The sequence below is a fragment of the Pseudomonas sp. 18-147 genome (assembly GCF_051048045.1).
GTDB classification, from domain to species: domain Bacteria; phylum Pseudomonadota; class Gammaproteobacteria; order Pseudomonadales; family Pseudomonadaceae; genus Pseudomonas; species Pseudomonas aeruginosa.
Map to the genome: position 1 here is coordinate 3,150,848 of NZ_CP182296.1, position 17,171 is coordinate 3,168,018.

9 protein-coding genes are annotated in these 17,171 nt (G+C 70.7%); all 9 read left to right on the plus strand.

What is annotated here, in order from left to right; translation table 11 throughout:
- Positions 1-4: 4 nt before the first annotated feature.
- The 9 genes from ACM0M4_RS15000 (at position 5) to ACM0M4_RS15040 (ending at position 17,120) form a co-directional block, all read left to right on the plus strand.
- The gene (locus tag ACM0M4_RS15000) at positions 5-853 is read left to right on the plus strand and encodes an ABC transporter ATP-binding protein (RefSeq protein ID WP_003113091.1); all 849 of its coding nucleotides are present in this window, start codon (positions 5-7) and stop codon (positions 851-853) included.
- 16 nt (positions 854-869) lie between these two features.
- Entirely contained in the window at positions 870-1,736 is an 867-nt protein-coding gene (locus ACM0M4_RS15005; RefSeq protein WP_003117834.1) for an ABC transporter permease, read from the plus strand.
- Between the two features lie 109 nt (positions 1,737-1,845).
- Entirely contained in the window at positions 1,846-2,463 is a 618-nt protein-coding gene (locus tag ACM0M4_RS15010) for a LysE family translocator (RefSeq protein ID WP_003113093.1), read from the plus strand.
- A gap of 95 nt (positions 2,464-2,558) precedes the next feature.
- Positions 2,559-6,308, plus strand: a complete 3,750-nt coding sequence (locus ACM0M4_RS15015; RefSeq protein WP_034055765.1) for a non-ribosomal peptide synthetase — start codon at positions 2,559-2,561, stop codon at positions 6,306-6,308.
- 29 nt (positions 6,309-6,337) lie between these two features.
- Positions 6,338-7,426 (plus strand): TauD/TfdA family dioxygenase, encoded by a 1,089-nt coding sequence (locus ACM0M4_RS15020; RefSeq protein ID WP_221345560.1) that lies wholly within the window; start codon positions 6,338-6,340, stop codon positions 7,424-7,426.
- Positions 7,423-8,442: a TauD/TfdA family dioxygenase gene (locus ACM0M4_RS15025; protein WP_003113096.1), complete on the plus strand. Its 1,020-nt coding sequence runs from the start codon at positions 7,423-7,425 to the stop codon at positions 8,440-8,442. The genes ACM0M4_RS15020 and ACM0M4_RS15025 overlap by 4 nt, the downstream gene beginning before the upstream one ends.
- A 19-nt stretch (positions 8,443-8,461) precedes the next feature.
- Positions 8,462-14,839, plus strand: a complete 6,378-nt coding sequence (locus ACM0M4_RS15030) for a non-ribosomal peptide synthetase (protein ID WP_115288787.1) — start codon at positions 8,462-8,464, stop codon at positions 14,837-14,839.
- 67 nt (positions 14,840-14,906) lie between these two features.
- Entirely contained in the window at positions 14,907-15,449 is a 543-nt protein-coding gene (locus ACM0M4_RS15035; RefSeq protein ID WP_003089366.1) for a YbaK/EbsC family protein, read from the plus strand.
- A 219-nt stretch (positions 15,450-15,668) separates the two neighbouring features.
- Complete coding sequence (locus ACM0M4_RS15040; protein ID WP_003089363.1) at positions 15,669-17,120, plus strand: carbohydrate-binding protein; 1,452 nt, start codon at positions 15,669-15,671, stop codon at positions 17,118-17,120.
- Positions 17,121-17,171 lie beyond the last annotated feature (51 nt).

Genomic DNA, 17,171 nt, shown 5'->3' on the forward strand with positions numbered 1-17,171 from the left:
GCCGATGAACGCCGCCTCCCGCCAACCTTCCACGCTCCCCGCCGACGCCCTGCTGGCGGTGGACGGAGTCAGCCTCGAATACCGCACCCGCTCGCGCGTGGTGCGGGCCACCCAGCGGGTCAGCTTCGAAGTCGACCCGGCCGATCGCTTCGTCCTGCTCGGCCCGTCCGGTTGCGGCAAGTCGACCCTGCTCAAGGCGGTGGCCGGCTTCATCACGCCCAGCGAGGGCGAGATCCGCCTTCAGGGACAGGCGGTCAGGGCGCCCGGCCCCGACCGTATCGTGGTGTTCCAGGAGTTCGACCAGTTGCCGCCATGGAAGACCGTACGGCAGAACGTGCTGTTCCCCTTGCGGGTGTCCGGCCAGGTGACGCGCGACGAGGCCGAGCGACGCGCCGACGAATGCCTCGAGAAGGTCGGCCTGGCGGGCTTCGCCGAGGCCTACCCGCACACGCTGTCCGGGGGCATGAAGGCGCGGGTGGCGATCGCCCGGGCGCTGGCGATGCAGCCGAAGATCCTGCTGATGGACGAGCCGTTCGCCGCGCTGGACGCGCTGACCCGGCGAAAGATGCAGGAAGAACTGCTGCGCCTGTGGGAAGAGGTGCGTTTCACCCTGCTGTTCGTCACCCACTCCATCGAGGAGGCGTTGGTGGTGGGCAACCGCATCCTGCTGCTCTCGCCGCACCCGGGGCGGGTCCGGGCCGAAGTGCACGGCCACCCGTTCGGGCTGCACAGCCTTGGCGGCGAGCCGCTGCAAGCCGCGGCGCGACGCATCCACCGCTTGCTGTTCGACGAGGGCGGCGAACCGACGGCGGCCGCGACCCTCGACTTCGCCGATATCCGGCTGGCCCATTGAGCAGAGGAATCGATCGATGAGTCGAGTCACGCGCGTTCGCGAAGAATACGAAGTCCAGCTCGAACCCCTGCTGGAGGTCTCCCTGGAGCGGCGCCTGCCCCTGAGCCAGCGTCTCTGGCAACAGGGCTGGCTGCGCAAGGGGCTGATCCTGGCGCTGCTGGCGCTGGCCTGGGAGCTGGCGGCGCGGGTCCAGGGCAACGACCTGCTGCTGCCAGGCTTCCTGCAGACGGCCAGGGCCCTCGGCGAGGGCCTGGCCAGCGGCGAACTGCCGGCCAAGGCGGGGATCTCCCTGCTGGTGCTGTTCAAGGGCTACCTGCTGGGGATCGTCCTGGCCTTCGTTCTGACCAGCCTGGCGGTCTCCACGCAGTTGGGCCGCGACCTGCTCGGGACCCTCACGGCGATGTTCAACCCGCTGCCGGCGATCGCGCTGCTGCCGCTGGCGCTGCTCTGGTTCGGCCTGGGCCAGAACAGCCTGATCTTCGTGCTGGTGCATTCGGTGCTCTGGGCGCTGGCGCTGAACACCTATGCCGGTTTCCTCGGTGTCTCGGAGACCCTGCGTATGGCAGGGCGCAACTACGGCCTGCGTGGCCTGCGCTTCGTCCTGCTGATCCTGGTGCCGGCGGCGCTGCCGTCGATTCTCGCCGGGCTGAAGATCGGCTGGGCCTTCGCCTGGCGCACGCTGATCGCCGCGGAACTGGTGTTCGGCGCGAGCAGCGGCAAGGGCGGGCTCGGCTGGTACATTTTCCAGAACCGCAACGAGCTGTACACCGACAAGGTATTCGCCGGCCTGGCCGTGGTGGTGCTGATCGGCCTGCTGGTGGAGAACCTGGTGTTCGGCAGCATCGAGCGCCTCACGGTGAAGCGCTGGGGAGTGCAACGCTAGGGCGGCGGACGGGTGGAGTGTTACGGCAACTTTCTCGGCAACTGTTGCGCTGGCGCGGCGGCAAAGCGGAGTAACGTCTTGCCCGCACCCACTTCAAAGGATGGAACGAATGTCGCTCTCCGTGGATCTGCTGCTGGCGTTCTCCCTGTTCGCCTTCGTCACCTCCGTCACGCCCGGTCCGAACAACACCATGTTGCTGGCCTCGGGGGTCAACTTCGGTTTCGTCCGCTCCATCCCGCACATCCTCGGGATCAGTTGCGGCTTCTTCATCATGGTGATGGCGGTGGGCTTCGGCCTGGGCACGGTGTTCGAGGCCTATCCGGTGCTGTACACCATCCTGCGCTACGTCGGCGCGGCCTACCTGCTGTACCTGGCCTGGAAGATCGCCACGTCCGGCCCGGCCGGCAACGACCCGGAGGGACGTGGCAAGCCGTTGAGCTACTGGGGCGCGGCGGCGTTCCAGTGGGTCAACCCGAAGGCCTGGGTGATGGCGGTCGGCGCCATAAGCACCTATACGCCGTTGCAGGGCTACTTCACCAACGTGGTGGTGATCTCGACGGTATTTGCCCTGATCAACGCGCCGACCATCGGAATCTGGGCCGGTTTCGGCAGCATGCTGCGCAACGTGCTGCGCGATCCGCGCTGGCTGAGGGTGTTCAACGTAGGGATGGCGCTGCTGTTGGTCGCGTCGCTGTACCCGATCCTCGCGGAAAGCCATTCGGCCTGACCTGTCACCACCCTATCAATTGTATTAGCTCGTAACTCGTCGCCATTTCGTGAAGAGTTTTTCGCTCGGTGCCCAGCCTCGGAAGGGGGAGAGCGATGCAGGAGCGACATGGCTTACCGTTACGCAGCTTTTCGTCGGGCAAGGCGCTGACCGCGGGACGCGCAGCGCGGCCGGAGGTTGCGCAGGAGCGGCGCTACCTGCAAGGCGCCCCGCTGGGGCTGGAGTTGCCGGGACGAATCGCCTTGCGCGACCCGCATTGCGCCTGGCAATGGTTCGAGCCGGAGGCGGCCGCGGAAGCGTTCCCGGCGGCGCACTGGCTGGCGGCGTTCCTGGTACTGCTGGGACGCTACGGCAACGAAGAGATCACCCTGGGCTTTCCCGAGCCGATCACGGTTCGCGGGCGGCAGGCGCCCGCGCTGCTGCGTTCCTCCTACCGGGCGATGGAGTCGTCCGCCGAACGTAGCGCGCGGCTGGCGGAAGAACTCGATGACGCCCGGCGGCAGCTATCCGCCGACGGCCAGGAGCGCGCCGCCCTGGCCGGGCGCTGCGCGGTCCAGGTGCTGGCGGCGCGGCCGACGGCGAGCAGCCCCGGCTGGCTGGCCCTGGTGCTGGCGGCGGACGGCAGCGTCGGCCTGGCTCTGCGCGATCCCCAGTACGACGAATTGCGGCGTATCGCCGGCCATCTCGCGCGCCTGGCGCGCGGCCTGGTCGACGCCCAGGCCTGCGTCGGCCGGCTGCCCTGGCTGGACGCCGACGAAGAGCGCCGTTTGCAGGCCCTGCGCAGCGAGCCCCAGGCCGCCCCGTCGCGCGGCGTACTCCACCATCTGTTCGAGGCCCAGGCGCGGCGCACACCGCAGCGCATCGCCGTGCACGCCGCCGACCGTAGCCTCAGCTATGCCGAGCTGGAGCGCGAAAGCGCCGCGCTCGCCGTGCGCCTGCGCGCCGCCGGGGTGGCTCCGGAGCAGCGGGTCGGGGTCTGCCTGCGGCGCGACAGCGGCCTGCTGGTCGGCCTGCTTGGCGTGCTCCGCGCCGGCGGTTGCTACGTCCCGCTGGACCCGGCCTATCCGGAGGAGCGGGTGGCCTACATGCTCGACGACGCCGACTGCCTGCTGGTGCTGGTCGACGCGAGCACCCGCGAGCGGGTCGCCGCGCTGGGCCGGCCATGCCTGACGCTGGAGGAGGGCGGCGACCAGGCGAACGACCTGGCGCTGCCCGCGAGCGAGGTCGGCGCCGACCACCTCGCCTACATCATCTATACCTCCGGATCCACCGGACGCCCCAAGGGCGTCGCCATCGAGCACGGCAGCGCCCATGCCTTCCTGCGCTGGGCCGGCCAGCACTATGCCGCCGAAGAATGGAGCGGGGTACTGGCGGCGACCTCGGTGTGCTTCGACCTGTCGGTCTACGAGCTGTTCGGCACCCTGGCCGAAGGCGGCACGCTGCACCTGGTGGAAAACCTGTTCAGCCTGCCGGACTACCCGCGCCGCGACGAGATCAGCCTGCTCAATACCGTGCCCTCGGTGTGTGCCGCGCTGCTCGCCCTCGGCGACCTGCCGGGCGGGGTGCGCACGCTGAACCTGGCCGGCGAACCGCTGCGCGGCCACCTGGTGCGACAGATTCGTGGCCAACCCCAGGTACGGCGCCTGGTCAATCTCTACGGGCCGACCGAGGACACCACCTATTCGACGGCGCACGAACTGGACCTGCACGCCGAAGCGCTCGACGAGCCGCCCATCGGCCGACCGCTGCCCGGCACCACGGTGGAGGTGCTCGACGGCTTCGAGGCGCCGCTGCCGCTGGGCGTGGCCGGGGAGCTGTACCTCGGCGGCATCGGCCTGGCGCGTGGCTATTTCGGCAAGCCGGAGCAGACCGCCGAGCGTTTCCGCGTCGATCCGGGCAGCGGCGAGCGCCGCTATCGCACCGGCGACCGCGTACGCATGCGCGAGGACGGCGTGCTGGAACACCTCGGCCGGCTCGACGACCAGGTCAAGTTCAACGGCTTCCGCATCGAGCTGGGCGAGATCGCCTCGTGCCTGGCGAGTTTTCCCGGGGTGAGCGAAGCCTGCGCCATGCTCACCGAGGACAGCGCCGGCCTGCGTCGGCTGGTCGGCTACCTGGCGGCGCCGTTCGCCCCGCCGCTCCAGGCGCTGAACGAGCACCTTGGGCAAAGTCTGCCGCACTACATGTTGCCGTCGGCGTTCGTGGTCCTGGCGGAGCTGCCCAAGACGCTCAACGGCAAGATCGACCGCAAGGCCCTGCCGCGTCCCCAGGCGAGCGGCGCCGAGCCGCAGGCGCTGCCCAGCGATCCGCTGGAGCAGGCGCTACACCAGGCCTGGCAGGCGCAGCTTGGTGCGCCGCCGCGCGCCGGACAGGGCTTCTACGCCGCCGGCGGCGATTCCCTGCGGGCGGTGCACCTGCTCGCGACGCTGCGCCAGCGACTGTCCCGACGCGTACCGTTGCAGGCGTTCGCCGGTGGCCCGGCGACCCCCGAGGCCCTGCTGGAACTGCTGCGCCAGGCCGCGCCCGAGGGCGACGAGCCGGAGCCGAGCGCCGGCGCCGCCGGGCTGAGCCTCGCCGAACGGCGCCTGTGGGTGGCCCAGCAACTGGCGCCGGAGGACACCTCCTACAACCTGCTGGCCCACCTGCGCATAGTCGGCGCCACGGCCGACGCCATCGAACAGGCCTTGCGCCAGTTGCTGGAACGGCATGTGGCGCTGCGCCGGCGTGTCGAAACGGGCGTCGACGGGCCGCAGCCGCATGCGCTGGCGGCGCATGCGGTGCCCCTGCAACGCCTGCTGGCGAGCGACGCCGTCCACGCCGAGCGGTTGCTGGAGGATGGCGTGCGCCGTGAGGGCGCGCGAGTCTTCGACCTCGCCCACGAGGCGCCGGCACGCCTGCTGCTGGTCGTCACCCGCGACAGCGCGCGCGCCGACCTCCTGCTCAGCGTCCATCACTACGCCTTCGACGATGTGTCGCTGGCGGTCTTTGCCGCGGAACTGAAGACGCTGCTCGATGGCGGTCGCCTGGGCGTGCTCGCCAGCACGCCGGAACAGGTTGCCGCCCGCGAGCGCGCGGCGTTGGCCTCGGGACGCCTGGACCGTGTCGCCGAGCGCTGGGCTGAGCGTTTGTTGCCGCTGGCGAAGGCTCCCGGCGCCGCGCCGGCGCGCCCGGAGGAGAGCGGCGGGCGCGCCGGCCAACGCCTCGCCCTGCCGGTTTCCGCCGCCGTCCATGCCGCCTGCCGGGCGCTGGCCGAACGCACCTCGGTAAGCCCGTTCAGTGCTGCGCTACAGGCCTTCGCCGAAGTGCTCGGCGCCGAACTGGGCGTCGACGACCTGCTCGTCGGCGTGGCCCTGGCCGGGCGTTCGCGCCTGGAAATGCAGGGGCTGGTCGGCTGCTTCGTCAACCTCCTGCCGCTGGCGGTCGGCCTGCGTCCGGAGCAGTCCGTGGAGTGGCGCCTGCGCCAGGTCGGCCATGATCTGCTGGAACTGCTCGAACACCAGGACGTGCCCCTCGAATGCGTGACCCAGGCCCTGCGCCAGCGCGGCGCCAGCGGCCTGCCGATCCGCATCGCCTGCGGCGCGCACAACGGTCGGGCGGCCCCGGCGGTGGATGCCGGGGTGCGCGTCGAAGCCGACTTCATCCCGGTGCCTGGCGCGCGCCTCGACCTGACGCTGTGGCTGGAAGACCAGCCGCAGGGTTGGCTGGCCGTCTGGACCGGGGTCAGCGCGATCTTCGACCTGCACCGCATCGAGCGCCTGCACCAGGCCTGGGAGCGGCGCCTGCTGGCGAATGCCGGCGAACCTATCTCGAAACGCATGTCGCCGGAGGGCTGCAACGCTTCCTGACGACCCCGAGCCTCCCACGGAGAACAGCGATGGAACGAACAGCTCCCAGTCTCACCGGTCGCGGCTTCGCCCGGCCGCGCAATCTCAGCCCGCGCAGCAGCGAGGCGCTGGTGCGGCGCCCGGCGGCGGAGCGCGACGGCCTGCCGCTGCTGATCGAGGCACAGGCTCCCGGCCTGTCCCTGGCCGACTGGATTCGCGAGCAGGGCCAGTCCCTGCACGACGACCTGAACCTGGCTGGCGGCCTGTTGCTGAGAGGCTTCGAGGTCGACTCGGCGGAGCGCTTCCGCGCAGCCGCCGCTGCCTTCGCCCCGCAACTGCTCGACTACAAGGAGCGTTCCTCGCCGCGTAGCCAGGTCAGCGGCGAGGTCTACACCTCCACCGATTATCCGGTGGACCAGCCGATCTTCCTGCATAACGAGCAGTCCTATACCGCCGACTGGCCGCTGTACATCATGTTCCATTGCCAGGTCGCGCCGCTCGAGGGCGGCGCCACTCCGGTGGCGGCCAACCGGCTGGTGCTCCGCCACCTGCCGGACGAATTGCTGGAACGCTTCGGGCGCCTGGGCATCCTCTACGTGCGCAACTACCGCGCCGGCCTCGGCCTGTCCTGGCGCGAAGCGTTCCAGACGGACAGCCGCGCCGAGGTCGAGGCGTTCTGCGCTGAGCACCGGATCGCCCATGCCTGGATCGGCGACGAGCACCTGCGCACCTGGCAGAGGCGCGCGGCGTTCCAACGCCACCCGTATACCGGCGAGCGCCTGTGGTTCAACCACGGCATGTTCTTCCATGCCACCAGTCTCGAGCCGGGCCTGCGCGATGCGCTGCTGCGCAGCGTCGCCGAGGAAGACCTGCCGTACCAGACCTACTACGGCGATGGCAGCCCGATCGAGGCGCAGACCCTGGCGACCATCCGCAGCGCCATAGACCGCGAGACGCGGCGCTTCGACTGGCGCGTGGGCGACGTGCTGATCCTCGACAACATGCTCGCCCAGCACGGCCGCGAGCCGTTCCGCGGGCCGCGACGGATCCTCACCATCATGTCCACGCCGTATTCCAGCCTGGCGCCCGCCGATGTCCCGCCGACACCTTCGCGCCTGGCGCTCGGAGGTGCCGCATGAGCGCCTCGTTCAGCGCGCCGCGCCTGCGCCCCCGGCAGCTCTCGGCCGGCGACCTGGTGGAGGAAAGCCTGCTCGACCCGGCCAACGACTACCTGCGCATCGTCCGCGCGCGCCAGCCGGGCATGGACCTGCGGCAATGGATCGCTGCCGCCGGCGCAGGGCTGCGCGACAGCCTGCTGCGGCATGGCGGCATCCTGTTTCGTGGCTTCGCGGTAGACGGAGCGGAGGGCTTCTCCCAGGCGGTACAAAGCTTTTCGCCGAACATGCTCGACTACCTGGAGCGCGCGGCGGCACGCCAGGAAGTGGCGCACCGGGTGTTCACCTCCACCGAGTTCTCGCCGGACGGCTGGATTCCGCCGCACCACGAGATGTCCTACTCGCACAACTGGCCGAGCTATATCCACTTCTACTGCCAGACACCGCCCGCCACCCAGGGCCGCACGCCCCTGGCCGACGAGCGCCGGGTCAGCGCTCGGATACCCGAGGCGATCAGGCAGCGCTTCCTCCGCCATGGGGTGTGCTACGTGCGCAACTACGGGCCGGAGATCGACCTGACCTGGCAGGAAGGCTTCCAGACCGACAGTCGCGCCGAGGTCGAGGCCTACTGCCGGCAGACCGGTACCCAATGGACCTGGCTCGACGACCAGCGCCTGAATACCCGCCAGGTACGCCAGGCGATGGTGCGCCACCCGCTCAGCGGCGAGACGCTGTGGTTCAACCACGCGCACATGTTCCATGTCTCCAACATGCCGCCGGCCCTGGCCCGGGCCTTGCTCGACGAGGTCGGCGAACAGGGCCTGCCGCGCAACGCCTACTACGGCGACGGCAGCCCGATCGAGGCGGAGGTGCTGGACACCATCCGCGCCGCCTACCGCGAGGAAACCCGCGCGTTCGCCTGGGAGCGCGGCGATGTCCTGATGCTCGACAACTTCATCAGCGTCCACGGCCGCGAGCCGTACACCGGCGAGCGCAAGGTGCTGGTGGCGATGACCGACCTGCATGTCCACCAACCCTGAACCCGTGCGAGGGATAGCCATGAGTGCGTCAGAAGACCTGCAATCCGCTGTGCAACCGGCCGCGAGCGAAGCGCTCGAAGGATTCCCGCTGTCTCCCTTGCAGACCCGCGCCTGGCGCCGCCATGCCGAGCGGCCGGAAAATACGGTTGTCGGCGTGCGCCTGCACGCCCCGGCCGATCCCGTGGCGACGCTGGAGCGGCTGCGCCGGGCGCTGGACGGCGAGGCGCAACTGCGCGTGGCCTACCGGACGATGCCGGGCATGAGCCTGCCGGTGCAGGTACTGGATGGGCGCGCGGCCGATCTGCTGGTCGAGCGCCTGCCGGGAGACGGCGACTGGGCCGGACGCTTCGCGCGCGAAAGCGCGCGTCTCGCCGCTTCGCCCTTGGGCGGGGAAGGCCAGCCGGTACTGGCGCTCGGCCTGCTGCTGGACGCCGCCGGAGAGACGCTCCAGGGGCTGTTGCTGGCGGCGCCGGCGTTCGTCGTCGATGCGGCCAGCCTGGTGGCGCTGCTGCGCCGCGGCCTGGGGCCGGCCGGCCAGGCGAGCGCGGACGAGGGAGACGAGGCGCTGCTGTTCCAGCATTTCTCCGAGTGGGCCAACGAGGCGCTGGCCGGCGAAGACGGCGAAAGCGCCAGCGGTTACTGGCGCGAGCAGGCGGCCGTTGCGGCGGAGAGTCCGCTGGCGCTGGCGGACGACCTGGGCGAAGGCGAGTGGACGGCGCGGCGCCTGCTGCCGCGCGCGCTGCTCGAACGCCTGGCAGCCAACGGCTTGCCGGAGGCGGCCGCCCTGCTGGCCTGGACCCAGGTCGCCGGGCAGTTCCAGGGCGACGAGGGACTGCCGCTGGAAATGGCGCGACTGGTCTCGGGGCGCCTGTTCAACGAGTTCGCCGAGCTGGCCGGACCGTTCGCCGGGGTCGCGCCGCTGTGCCTGGAGAATGTCCGCGCGGGCAGCGTCGGCGAGCGGCTCGACGCCCTCCAGGCGGCGATCCTCGCCCAGGAGGAGGCAGCGGCCCTGCGCGATCCCTTTGCCCCCGACTGGCCGCTCGCCGAGTTGGGCTTCGCCTGGCTGGCGGGCGAACTGGATGGCGCCGGGGTGGCCGAGCTGGATTGCCGTCAGCCGCCGCTGGGCGGGTTCCTCGAGTTGCAGGTGCTGCCCCACGGCGAAGGCAGGCTGGCCAGCCTGCGGGTCCGTCGCGACCATGACGGAACGCTGGCCGGGCGCTTGCTCGACGCCTGGGTCGAATGCCTGGAAAGCATCGCCGCCGACAGGCAACTGCCATTGGCCGGGCTGCCGTTGATCGGCGCGGCCGAGCGCGAGCGCTACCAGGCCTGGCAGGGCGAGCGCGTGGAGCCCGCGCCGGTGGAATCCCTGGTGGCCGCGTTCGATCTGCGGGCCGCCCTGCAGCCGCAGGCGCCGGCGTTGCTGGATGCCCACGGCAGCCTGGATTTCGCCACGCTGTGCGCGCGCAGCGAAGCGGTCGCCGAAGCGCTGCTGGCTGCCGGCGTGCGGCCCGGCCAGGCGGTGGCGGTGATGACCGGGCGCAACCGCGAGGCGATCGTCGCCCTGCTCGGGGTGATGCGCGCGGCGGCGGTGTACACCCCGGTCAATCCGGAGTTTCCGGCGGCGCGGGTGGAGCGGATGCGCGAAGCGGGCGGGATCGTCTTCGCTCTTGCCGATGCCGAGTGCGCCGGGCGCGCCCGCGAGGCCTTCGCCGGGGCCTGCCTGGACCTGTCGAGGCTGCCGCTTGCCGGCAGCGGTATGAGCCTGCCGGCGCCGGGCGGGCGCGATGCGGCCTACATGATCTTCACCTCGGGCACCAGCGGCCAGCCCAAAGGCGTGGTGGTCGAGCACGCCAGCGCGCTCAACCTGTCCCAGGCCCTGGCGCGCACGGTATACGCGAACGTGGTGGGCGAGGGCCTGCGGGTGACGGTCAACGCGCCGTTCTCCTTCGATTCCTCGATCAAGCAGATTCTCCAGTTGCTCTCCGGCCATTGCCTGGTCCTGGTGCCGCAGGAGGTGCGCAGCGATCCGCAGCGGATGCTGGGGTTCCTCGAAGAACGGCGCATCGACGTGCTCGACTGCACCCCGTCGCTGTTCCGCCTGCTGCTCCAGGCCGGCCTCGACGATGCCCACCCGGCGCTGCCCGGGCGCATCCTGGTAGGGGGTGAGCGCTTCGACGAAGCGTCCTGGGAGGTCGCCGCCGGCTGGCGCCGCTGCCAGGTGTTCAATCTCTACGGTCCTACCGAAGCCACGGTGAACGCCAGCCTGGCGCGGGTCGCCGAGCATGCGCGGCCGACCATCGGCCGCGCCCTGGCCAACGTCGATCTGCATGTGGTCGATGGCCTCGGTCGTCGCAAGACCCGTGGCGCCAGCGGCGAACTGTGGATCGGCGGCGCCGGGGTGGCGCGCGGCTATGCCGGCGACGCCGGCGAGGCGGCCGGACGCTTCCTCGAGGAGGGCTGGCCGGGCAGCGGCCGCCTGTACCGCAGCGGCGACCTGGTGCGCTGGCGCGCCGACGGTTGCCTGGAGTTCCTCGGGCGGATCGACGAACAGGTGAAGATCAACGGCTACCGCATCGAACTGGGCGAGATCCGCAGCGCGTTGCTGGAACACCCGGCGGTGGGCGAGGCGGCGGTACTCACCGACGAGGCCGATGCGGCCGAACCGGGCGCGGATCGCCGGATCGTCGCCTTCGTCACCGCCGCCGAGGAGACCGCGGACGAGTCCTGGCTGGAAGTCGACCTGCCCAGCGGGCACCGGGTCGCCGGACTGAACCTCAACGAAACCGAGTACGTCTACCAGGAAATCTTCGTCGACGAGGTCTACAGCCGCGACGGCATCGTCCTGCCGCCGGACGCGGTGGTCCTCGACGTCGGTGCCAACATCGGCCTGTTCTCGCTGTACATCGCCAGCCGCGCGCCGCGCGCGCGAGTGGTCGCCTTCGAGCCGCTGGCACCGATCCGCCGGCGCCTGGAGGCCAACCTCGGACGCTACGCACCGCAGGTCGAGGTATTCGGCATCGGTCTGTCCGACGCCGAGCGTGAGGAAACCTTCACCTACTATCCGGGCTACTCGACCTTCTCCGGGATCGCCGAGTACGCCGACGCCAGCGGCGAACGCGACGTCATCCGACGCTACCTGAGCAACCAGGGCGAGGAGGGCGGGGCCAACCTGCTGCTGGACAACATCGACGAAATCCTCGACGACCGCCTGCGCGCCGAAGCCCACCGCTGCCGCCTGCGCCGCCTCGACCAGGTGATCGGCGAACTGGGCCTGGAGCGTATCGACCTGCTGAAGATCGACGTGCAGCGCGCGGAAATGGATGTGCTGCTCGGTCTCGACGATGCGGCGCTGGCCAAGGTCCGGCAGATCGTCCTGGAGGTCCATGACAAGCGCGACGGTGCCACCGCCGGCCGCGCCGATGCCTTGAGCGACCTGCTGCGCCGCCATGGCTTCGAGGTGAGCATCCGTCAGGACGCGCTGCTGGAGGGTACCGACCGTTACAACTGCTACGCGGTGCGCCCGGGCTATGCCGAGTCGCTGGCTGAGCGCATCGACTGGCGCGCGGTCGCGCCGCGCCCCGCCGCGGCCCTCGGCGGCGAGCTGAGCGAGCAGGCCCTGCGTGGCTTCCTCGAGGCGCGCCTGCCGGCCTACATGCTGCCGAGCCGGATCGCCCGGGTCGAACGCCTGCCGCTGACCGCCGAAGGCAAGCTCGACCGTCGCGCGCTGTTGGCGGCGCTGGCCGCCGAGGCGGCCGCGCAGACCCTGGAAGCGCCGGCCAATGCCACCGAGGCGGCCCTGCTGGAGATCTGGAAGAGCGTGCTGAAACGCCCGGCGATCGGCGTCAGCGACAATTTCTTCCAGGTCGGCGGCGACTCCATCCGCCTGATCCAGATGCAGGTCATGGCGCGCGAGGCGGGGCTTGCCTTTACCCTGCGCGACGTGTTCAACCACCAGAGCATCCGCGAACTGGCGCGCCTGCTGGCCGCTCCGGCGAGTCCGGCGGATGCGCTCGGGACCTCGGCGCCGCAGTCGCTGGAGCCGTTCGCCCTGTTGTCGGCGGCGGAACGCAAGCGCCTGCCGGAGGGGCTCGACGACGCCTATCCGATGACCAGCCTGCAACAGGGCATGCTCCTGCAAAGCGAGGCCAGCGGCGATCCACGGCTGTTGCACAACGTCGTCCTGCACGAGGTGCATGGACGCCTGGACGGCGAGTTGCTGGCGCGCGCCTGGGCGATCCTGATCGGCCGCCACGCGATCCTGCGTACCGGCTTCGATCTGCACGGCGGCCAGGCGCCCTTGCAATGGGTCCACCCGGCCACGGCGGTCGCCGCCGAGGTGCCGGTGCACGACCTGTGTGGCCTCGATGGGGAAACACGGCGCCTGCGCCTGCGTGCCTGGATCGAGGAAGAGCAGGCCACCCCGTTCGACTGGAGCCGCCCACCGCTGGTGCGCCTCGCCGCGCTGGCGCTGGACGAGCGGCGCTTCGCCCTGGGCGTCGCCGAACACCATAGCGTGCTGGACGGCTGGAGCCTGCAAAGCCTGGTGGACGAGCTGCTGGCGGTCTACGCCGACCTTCTCGCCGGTGTCGTCGCGCGGGAAGCGGAAGCGCCCGCGGTAGGCTTCCGCGACTACGTGGCGCTGGAGCGTGAGGCCGAGGCCAACGCCGCCTCGGCGCTGTTCTGGCTCGACTACCTGGCCGGCGCCCGCTACCGGCCGTTGCCCGGCCTGGCGGAGGAGGGACCCCGGCGCATGGCGGCGGTCCGCGTGGACGTGCCGGCCGACAGCCTGTCGCGCTTGCGCGCCCTGGCCGAACGCAGCGGCTTGCCCTTGCGTTCGTTGTTGCTGGCGGCGCATGGCCGAGCGTTGTGCCGCTTCAGCGATGCCGATGAAGTAGTCACCGGCTTCGTCAGCCACGGGCGCCCCGAGGAGCCGGGAGCGGACCGCCTGCTCGGCCTGTTCCTGAACACCCTGCCGTGCCGGCTGTCGGCTTCCGTCGATCTGCTCGACAGCGCCCGTCGCGCATTCGACTACGAGCGCGCGAGCCTGGAACATCGGCGCCATCCGCTGGCGGCGATTCGCAGGCGCAACCGCGAGTTGCGCCTGGACAGCCTGTTCAACTTCGTCGACTTCCACCAGGACGACGCCGCGCCGGCGGCGGGAGTAAGGCACGGCGGCATCCTCGACCAGGTGGTGGTGGACGTCGACGTGCCGCTGGCGGTGGACTTCGAGGTGGCCGGCGAGCGCCTCGAGGTGGGCTTCCAGTATGCCGCCGGACGTTTCCCCGCCGAGCGCGCCGAGGCACTGGCCGGCGCCTACCGCGAGGCGTTGCTGGCGCTGCTCGGAGACCCGGTGCAGCCGCCCGCGGCGGCCCAGGCCGAGGACAGCGTGGAGCTGCGGCGGGTGCTCAAGGTGTTGTCCCGGGTGCTCGGCCGGCCGCTGGCGGCCGACCAGGGCTTCGCCAGCGCCGGCGGGCATTCGCTGCTGGGCGTGCAGGCGATCGCCGAATTGCGCCGGCTGACCGGCAGGCAACTGAGCCTGGGGCTGTTGCAGGGCGATCCGGATGCCCGCGAAGTGGTGCGCCGCTGCCATGCCGCCGACGCGCCGCCGTTGCCGCCCGCCACCGAGCGCGCCCGGGCCCTGTGGTTGCAGCGCAGCGGGAGCGCGCAGCCGCGCCTGCGCCTGATCGCGCTGCCGCCCGCGGGCGGCAACGCCGGCACTTTCCGTGGTTGGGACGCGCGCCTGCCGGCGGACGTGGAGCTGCTGGCGATCCAGTATCCGGGGCGCCAGGAACGCCAGGACGAGCCATTCGTCACCGATGTAGAGGCCATGCTCTGTGCCATCGACGACGCGCTCCTGCCATTGCTCGACCGTCCGTTCGCCCTGATCGGCGCCAGCCTCGGCGGCATGCTCGCCTACGAACTGGCGGCACGCCTGGAAAGCCTGCACGGCCTGCGCGCCAGGCAGTTGTTCGTGATCAGCAGCCGCGCTCCGGGGCCGGACCTGGAATACCCGCGCTTCCATGCGATGGGCGACGCCGAGTTGCTGCGAACCCTGCGCGAGTACGACGTGCTGCCGCTGGAAGTGCTCGACGACCCGGAGCTGCGCGAGATCAGCCTGGCCACCCTGCGCGCCGATTCGCGCCTGGCCGCCGACTATCGCTACCGCCCGCGCGAGCCGCTGGCCATACCGATCACCGCGATCCTCGGCGAGCAGGACTCGGGCGTCTCCAGGGTGGCCATCGACGGCTGGCGGCGGCACGCCAGCCGCTACGAGCTGGAGACCCTGGCCGGCGGCCACGGCCTGGTGGTGACGGCGGCGGAGGAGGTCTGCGCGATCCTGCGGCAGCGCCTGGCGCCCGATGTGCCTGGCGGCGTGCCGGCGAACCTGGCAACCTGAACCGCCGGCCCCTGCCGCCCCCCTGGCGGCAGGGGCCGGTGCCGTCCGTCTTCATTCGAGGTTGCCCATGGTTCTGCGCGAATACACCCAACGCCACCGGCTCGACGCCGTCGCCCCGGCCGACTACCACCGCCATCTGCCGGAGCAGGTCGCGCGCGGCCTGCCTTCCGCCGAGCTGGTGGTGTTCCGCGTCGCCGACGAGCATTCCGACACCGCGGCGTTCAGCGCACGCTACGGCTTTGGCCTGGAGGACTGCGCCAACACCCTGGTCCTGCGCTACAAGCGCGACGGCGCCGAAGGCTATGCCGCGGTGGTCAACCTGGGCTCGCGGCGGCTCGACGTGAACGGCGCGGTCAAGGCGCTGCTCGGGGCCCGCCGGCTGTCCTTCGCCGCCCGCGAGGTCGCCACCGAGCTGACCGGCATGCAGTTCGGCGGCATCACCGCGTTCGGCTTGCCCGAAGGCATGCCGCTGCTGGTCGACGCGGCGGTCTTCGAACGGCCGTTGGTGGTGATGGGCGCCGGGGTCCGCGAGACCAAGCTGCTGCTGTCCCCGGCACTGCTGAAAGACCTTCCCGGAGTGGTGGTCGCCGAACTCAGCGAAGCCGGTTGAACCCGGCGCGGAGCATCGCCGCCGCGGCTCTGCCAATTGTGGTAGGTGAAGCCTTCCGCCGTCTCTGCAACCATGCCCCCGCCCTGATCGCGACAAACGCCGGAATGCCCCGTGGTAGACGCTCGCGCCTGTTTTTTCTAAGCGTTCGCGGCGGCCACGGCGCGGTTCGTCGGACAGCCCCTCCGGATGCGTTTCCTACCTTCATCCGAGGAGCGGTAAATGATCAGGATCGACTTTTCCCAGTTGCACCAGGCCCGCGAAGATGCCGCGGCGGCCATGCCGAGCATCGCCGGCAAGAAGATTCTCATGGGCTTCTGGCACAACTGGCCGGCCGGCGCCGCCGACGGCTACCAGCAGGGCTCGTTCGCCAACATCGCGCTGGAAGACGTGCCGAGCGAGTACAACGTGGTCGCCGTGGCCTTCATGAAAGGGCGCGGCATCCCGACCTTCCAGCCATACAACCTGTCCGACGCGGAGTTTCGCCGCCAGGTCGGCGTGCTCAACGCCCAGGGCCGCGCGGTGCTGATTTCGCTGGGGGGCGCCGACGCGCACATCGAGTTGCACGCCGGGCAGGAGCAGGCGCTGGCCGCCGAGATCGTCCGTCTGGTGGAAACCTACGGTTTCGACGGCCTGGACATCGACCTCGAGCAGAGCGCCATCGACCTGGCCGACAACCAGCGGGTGCTGCCGGCGGCCCTCAAGCTGGTGCGCGAGCACTACGCCGGGCAGGGCAAGCACTTCATCGTCAGCATGGCCCCGGAGTTTCCCTATCTGCACAAGAACGGCAAGTACGTGCCTTATCTGCAGGCCCTGGAAGGCGTCTACGACTTCATCGCGCCGCAGTACTACAACCAGGGCGGCGACGGCCTGTGGGTCCAGGAGGCGAACGGCGGCAAGGGCGCCTGGATCGCGCAGAACAACGACGCGATGAAAGAAGACTTCCTCTACTACCTCACCGAGAGCCTGGCCACCGGCAGCCGCGACTTCGTGCGGATCCCGGCGCAGCGCCTGGCCATCGGCCTGCCGAGCAACGTCGATGCGGCGGCTACCGGCTACGTGATCGATCCCGCCGCGGTGAGCAACGCGTTTCGCCGCCTGGAAGCCGCCGGTCACGCGATCAAGGGCCTGATGACCTGGTCGGTGAACTGGGACGATGGCCTGAACAAGCGCGGCGAGCGCTACAACTGGGAGTTCCGCAAGCGCTACGCCAGCCTCATCCATGACGGCGAGGGCGGCGACCAGCGCCCGGCGGCGCCGCAGGGCCTGCGTCTGCTGGAGCGCGGCGAGACCAGCCTGGTGCTGGCCTGGAACGCCTCCAGCGGGCAGCGTCCGATCGATTACTACAGCCTCTATCGCGACGGCGCCATGGTTGGCCAGAGCGCCGCGCTGGGTTCCACCGACAGCGGCCTGACGGCGGACACCCGCTACAGCTATTTCGTCACCGCCACCGATACCCAGGGCAACCAGTCGCTGCCCAGCGAAGGCCTGGAGGTCAGCACCAGCGGCGGGGCGGTGGATCCGCAATTCCCGCAATGGCGGGAGAACCAGGCCTATCGGGTCGACGATGGGGTGACCTACGAGGGGCTGCGCTATCTCTGCCTGCAGGCGCACACCTCCAACAGCGGCTGGACGCCGCCGGTAGCCTTCACCCTCTGGCGGCCGCTGCGCTGAGGGGGCGGGCCGGTCCGCGCTGCGGGCCGGTCCTTTGGCCGGCGAGAGCCA

Bases quoted from the DNA above. Each gene is read 5' to 3' on its own strand.
- ACM0M4_RS15000 (WP_003113091.1), top strand. From the start codon at position 5: ATGAACGCCGCCTCCCGCCAACCTTCCACGCTCCCCGCCGACGCCCTG.
- ACM0M4_RS15005 (WP_003117834.1), top strand. From the start codon at position 870: ATGAGTCGAGTCACGCGCGTTCGCGAAGAATACGAAGTCCAGCTCGAA.
- ACM0M4_RS15010 (WP_003113093.1), top strand. From the start codon at position 1,846: ATGTCGCTCTCCGTGGATCTGCTGCTGGCGTTCTCCCTGTTCGCCTTC.
- ACM0M4_RS15015 (WP_034055765.1), top strand. From the start codon at position 2,559: ATGCAGGAGCGACATGGCTTACCGTTACGCAGCTTTTCGTCGGGCAAG.
- ACM0M4_RS15020 (WP_221345560.1), top strand. From the start codon at position 6,338: ATGGAACGAACAGCTCCCAGTCTCACCGGTCGCGGCTTCGCCCGGCCG.
- ACM0M4_RS15025 (WP_003113096.1), top strand. From the start codon at position 7,423: ATGAGCGCCTCGTTCAGCGCGCCGCGCCTGCGCCCCCGGCAGCTCTCG.
- ACM0M4_RS15030 (WP_115288787.1), top strand. From the start codon at position 8,462: ATGAGTGCGTCAGAAGACCTGCAATCCGCTGTGCAACCGGCCGCGAGC.
- ACM0M4_RS15035 (WP_003089366.1), top strand. From the start codon at position 14,907: ATGGTTCTGCGCGAATACACCCAACGCCACCGGCTCGACGCCGTCGCC.
- ACM0M4_RS15040 (WP_003089363.1), top strand. From the start codon at position 15,669: ATGATCAGGATCGACTTTTCCCAGTTGCACCAGGCCCGCGAAGATGCC.